Source organism: Streptomyces sp. NPDC059248, from assembly GCF_042753905.1.
Lineage (GTDB): Bacteria > Actinomycetota > Actinomycetes > Streptomycetales > Streptomycetaceae > Streptomyces.
This window is the reverse complement of the sequence record NZ_JBHYZV010000163.1, coordinates 1-3,412: the sequence shown is the minus strand read 5'-3', so window position 1 is coordinate 3,412 and position 3,412 is coordinate 1. Positions and strand designations below refer to the sequence as shown.

Below are 3,412 nucleotides of genomic sequence, written 5' to 3'. Positions count from 1 at the left end.
ACCCGCAAAACCACAAACCCCAACTTGTGTTGAGCTCGTTTTTTTTTATACTCGACGGGGGTCTGGCCCCCCCGTACCGCCCGCGCCGGGGGCCCCCGCGGGCCGGGGTACCCGGACGGCGGCGTCCGTACGGAGTTCCGACATCTGCTTGGTAAGAGCAGATGTCGGCGGGCGAGCGACGCTCCGCCCGCGCGGTTCCGTCACCCGCCCGATGACGACGGCGGCGCGTGGTCGCCCCGCGGGCCGGGTCCGTTCGGCCGTTCCTGGTCCGAGCCGCACAGCTCCGCGTTCAGCTCCTCCACGAGCTGGACGAGATCCGTGGGCCGGTCCGGGCCCCACCAGTCCCCCAGCAGCTCCGCCAGGGACTCCTCCCGCGCCTTCGCCAGCCGTACGGCCGTCTCCAGACCCGGCTCCGTGAGTACCAGCTGTACGCCCTCACGGGCGGCGAGGCCCCGCTCCTCCACCTGCCGGGCCGCGTCCATGATCGCCGTCAGCGGTACGGGGGTGGTGTCGGCCAGCAGTCCGGGTTCGACGGTCCCGTGCCGGCGGATCCGCAGCAGCAGCCAGCCGGCCGCGGGCAGCAGGTCGTACCCGGCCCGGGCGGTGATCTTCTCGTATATGTCCCGCCGCCCCTCCCGGGACCCGAGGACCGAGAGGGCGCGGGCCACCTCCTCGTGGGAGGAGCGTTCCACCGGGTTGGAGGCCAGGGTCTGGCTGGTGTCGGGCGCGGTGACCGAGCCCCGTAGCCGGTCCTCCTTCAGGAACCAGGAGATGACGAAGGCGACGAGGACGACGGGAACCGCGTAGAGGAACACGTCGGTGATCGCGGACGCGAAGGCGTGCACCACGGGACCGCGGAGCGCGGGCGGGAGCTGGGAGATGGCCTGCGGGTCGGCGGCCAGCTTGTCCGCTCCTGCGCCCGGTGGCACCGGCCGCCCGGCGAGCGCTGCGGCGAGTTTGTCGTTCAGCCCGTTGGAGAAGATCGTGCCGAAGACGGCGACGCCGAAGGACGCCCCGATGGAGCGGAAGAAGGTGGCGCCGGAGGTGGCGACGCCCAGGTCCTCGTACCGTACGGCGTTCTGCACCACCAGGACGAGGACCTGCATCACCAGGCCGAGGCCGAAGCCGAAGACGAAGAAGTAGAGGCTCATCTCGGCGTCGGAGCTGAACTCGGTCAGCCGGTGGAGCAGCAGCAGTCCCACCGCCGTGATCCCGGTACCGAGGACGGGGAACACCTTCCACCGGCCGGTACGGCTCACGAGCTGGCCGGAGCCGGTGGAGGCGATCAGCAGCCCGAGGACCATCGGGAGCATATGCACGCCGGAGAGCGTGGGGCTGACGCCCCGGACGACCTGGAGGAAGGTCGGCAGGAAGGTCATCGCCCCGAACATCGCGAAGCCGATGACGAAGCTGATCACGGAGACGAGGGTGAAGGTACGGATCCGGAAGAGGTGCGGCGGCAGTACGGGCTCGGCGGCCCGGCGCTCGACGAGGACGAAGAGGACCAGCAGGACGAGGCCGGCGACGGCCAGCCCGATGATCGGCGCGGAGCCCCAGGCCCAGGTCGTTCCGCCGAGGGACGCGACCAGGACGAGACAGGTGGCGACCGACGCGATCAGGAACGTACCGAGGTAGTCGATGGTGTGCCGGGTCGGGCGGGCCGGGATGCGCAGGACGGCGGCGATCACGACGAGGGCGACGGCGCCGATCGGCAGATTGATGTAGAAGACCCAGCGCCAGCTCAGATGCTCGGTGAAGAAGCCGCCGAGCAGCGGGCCGAGGATGCTGCTGGCGCCGAAGACCGCGCCGAAGAGGCCCTGGTAGCGGCCGCGTTCCCGGGGCGGGACGATATCGCCGACGATCGCCATGGAGAGCACCATCAGTCCGCCGCCGCCCAGGCCCTGGAGCGCCCGGAAGCCGATGAGCTGCGGCATGTTCTGCGCTATGCCGCAGAGGGCGGAGCCGATCAGGAAGATGACGATCGCGGTCTGGAAGAGCTTCTTGCGCCCGTACTGGTCGCCGAGCTTGCCCCACAGGGGTGTCGCGGCGGTGGACGCCAGCAGATAGGCCGTGACGACCCAGGACAGATGTTCGAGGCCGCCCAGCTCGCTCACGATGGTGGGCAGCGCCGTGGACACGATGGTCTGGTCGAGGGCGGCGAGCAGCATGCCGAGCAGCAGGGCGCCGATGGCCAGCAGCACTCCGCGCCGGTCCTGCCCCTCCCCCGGCGCCGGGTCCCCGGCGTCCGCGCGCACCTGTTCCTGTGCCATCCGGGCCTCCTCGCGTCCGGGATCCACCGCCGAGGCCCTGGGGTATGCCTCGTGGATCCTGGCGGGGCCGCGCGCTCCGGCGTCCCGCCGGGCCGCGTTCCCGCCATCTCATAGTGGGGCGAATGCTCCGTTACGGCCCGTTGAGACGATCGGGGGTGGCACTTTCGGCCAGCGCTTTGTACCATGACTGAACAAAGTGGCTCCGCCCGTCTCCCTGACCGGTGGGCGGGGCCGCTTGTTCCCGCCCGGTGCGGCACGGTGCCGCACCGCTCGCCATGGCACGCCGCCCGGGCCCGTACGCCGTAGCGCCGGATACGCCGCCCGTGCCGCCCCGCCTCGTACGCGGGACCCGTGTACGCCCCCCGCAGCGCGCCGCCGCGCCGCCCGGTCGGTCCCGGCCGCTGCCCCTCGCCGCGCCAGGAGTACGCCCATGCAGGCCACCACCCTCACCGCCCGAGCACTTCTTCTCGACATGGACGGCACCCTCGTCAACTCGGACGCCGTCGTGGAGCGCGTCTGGCGGAGCTGGGCCGTCGAGCACGGACTCGACCCGGAGGCGACGATGAGGATCGTCCACGGCCGTCAGGGGTACGCCACGATGGCCGAGCTGCTGCCCCACCGCCCCATGGCCGAGAACCACGCGGACAACGCGGTGATGCTGGCCCGGGAGACCGCCGACATGGAGGGGGTCGTCGCCGTGCCCGGCGCGCCCGCCTTCCTCGCCGCCCTGACGAACCTCCCCCACGCCCTGGTGACCTCGGCCGACGCGGCGCTCTCGACGGCCCGGATGGGCGCGGCCGGACTGCCGCTGCCGTCCGTCCGGGTCACGGCGGAGTGCGTGAGCGCCAGCAAGCCCGACCCCGAGGGCTTCCTCAAGGGCGCCGCCGAACTGGGCTTCGCGCCCGCCGACTGCGTCGTCTTCGAGGACTCCGAGGCGGGGATAGCCGCCGGCCGCGCCGCCGGGATGCGCGTCGTCGGTGTCGGTCCGCGCGCCCTGCCGCTCGGCCCCGATCTGCACGTGACGGATCTGACCGAACTCGTCGTCACCGCCGAAGCCGACGGCCGGATCCGGCTCACCCGGATCTGAGCCCCGCGCGAAGACGGGTCGGGGGGGGGGGCGAAGACTTTGTAAGGCCCCCCCC

Annotated in this window: 2 protein-coding genes; one reads left to right on the top strand and one right to left on the bottom strand. The window is 72.0% G+C overall.

The genetic code is table 11. The features are described from left to right. Positions 1 to 200: 200 nt before the first annotated feature. Positions 201 to 2,270 carry a DHA2 family efflux MFS transporter permease subunit gene (locus tag ACFXG1_RS32990; RefSeq protein ID WP_384721370.1) on the bottom strand — a complete coding sequence of 690 codons (2,070 nt, stop codon included), beginning with the start codon at positions 2,268 to 2,270 and terminating at the stop codon, positions 201 to 203. Positions 2,271 to 2,700: 430 nt separating this feature from the next. Between ACFXG1_RS32990 and ACFXG1_RS32985 the strand changes: the two genes are divergently transcribed. Then, positions 2,701 to 3,357 carry an HAD-IA family hydrolase gene (locus ACFXG1_RS32985; RefSeq protein ID WP_384721374.1) on the top strand — a complete coding sequence of 219 codons (657 nt, stop codon included), beginning with the start codon at positions 2,701 to 2,703 and terminating at the stop codon, positions 3,355 to 3,357. Positions 3,358 to 3,412: the final 55 nt, after the last annotated feature.

What these genes read in the sequence shown, in the direction of transcription:
- ACFXG1_RS32985 (WP_384721374.1), top strand. Translation starts at nt 2,701, where the DNA reads ATGCAGGCCACCACCCTCACCGCCCGAGCACTTCTTCTCGACATGGAC.
- ACFXG1_RS32990 (WP_384721370.1), bottom strand. Translation starts at nt 2,270, where the DNA reads ATGGCACAGGAACAGGTGCGCGCGGACGCCGGGGACCCGGCGCCGGGG.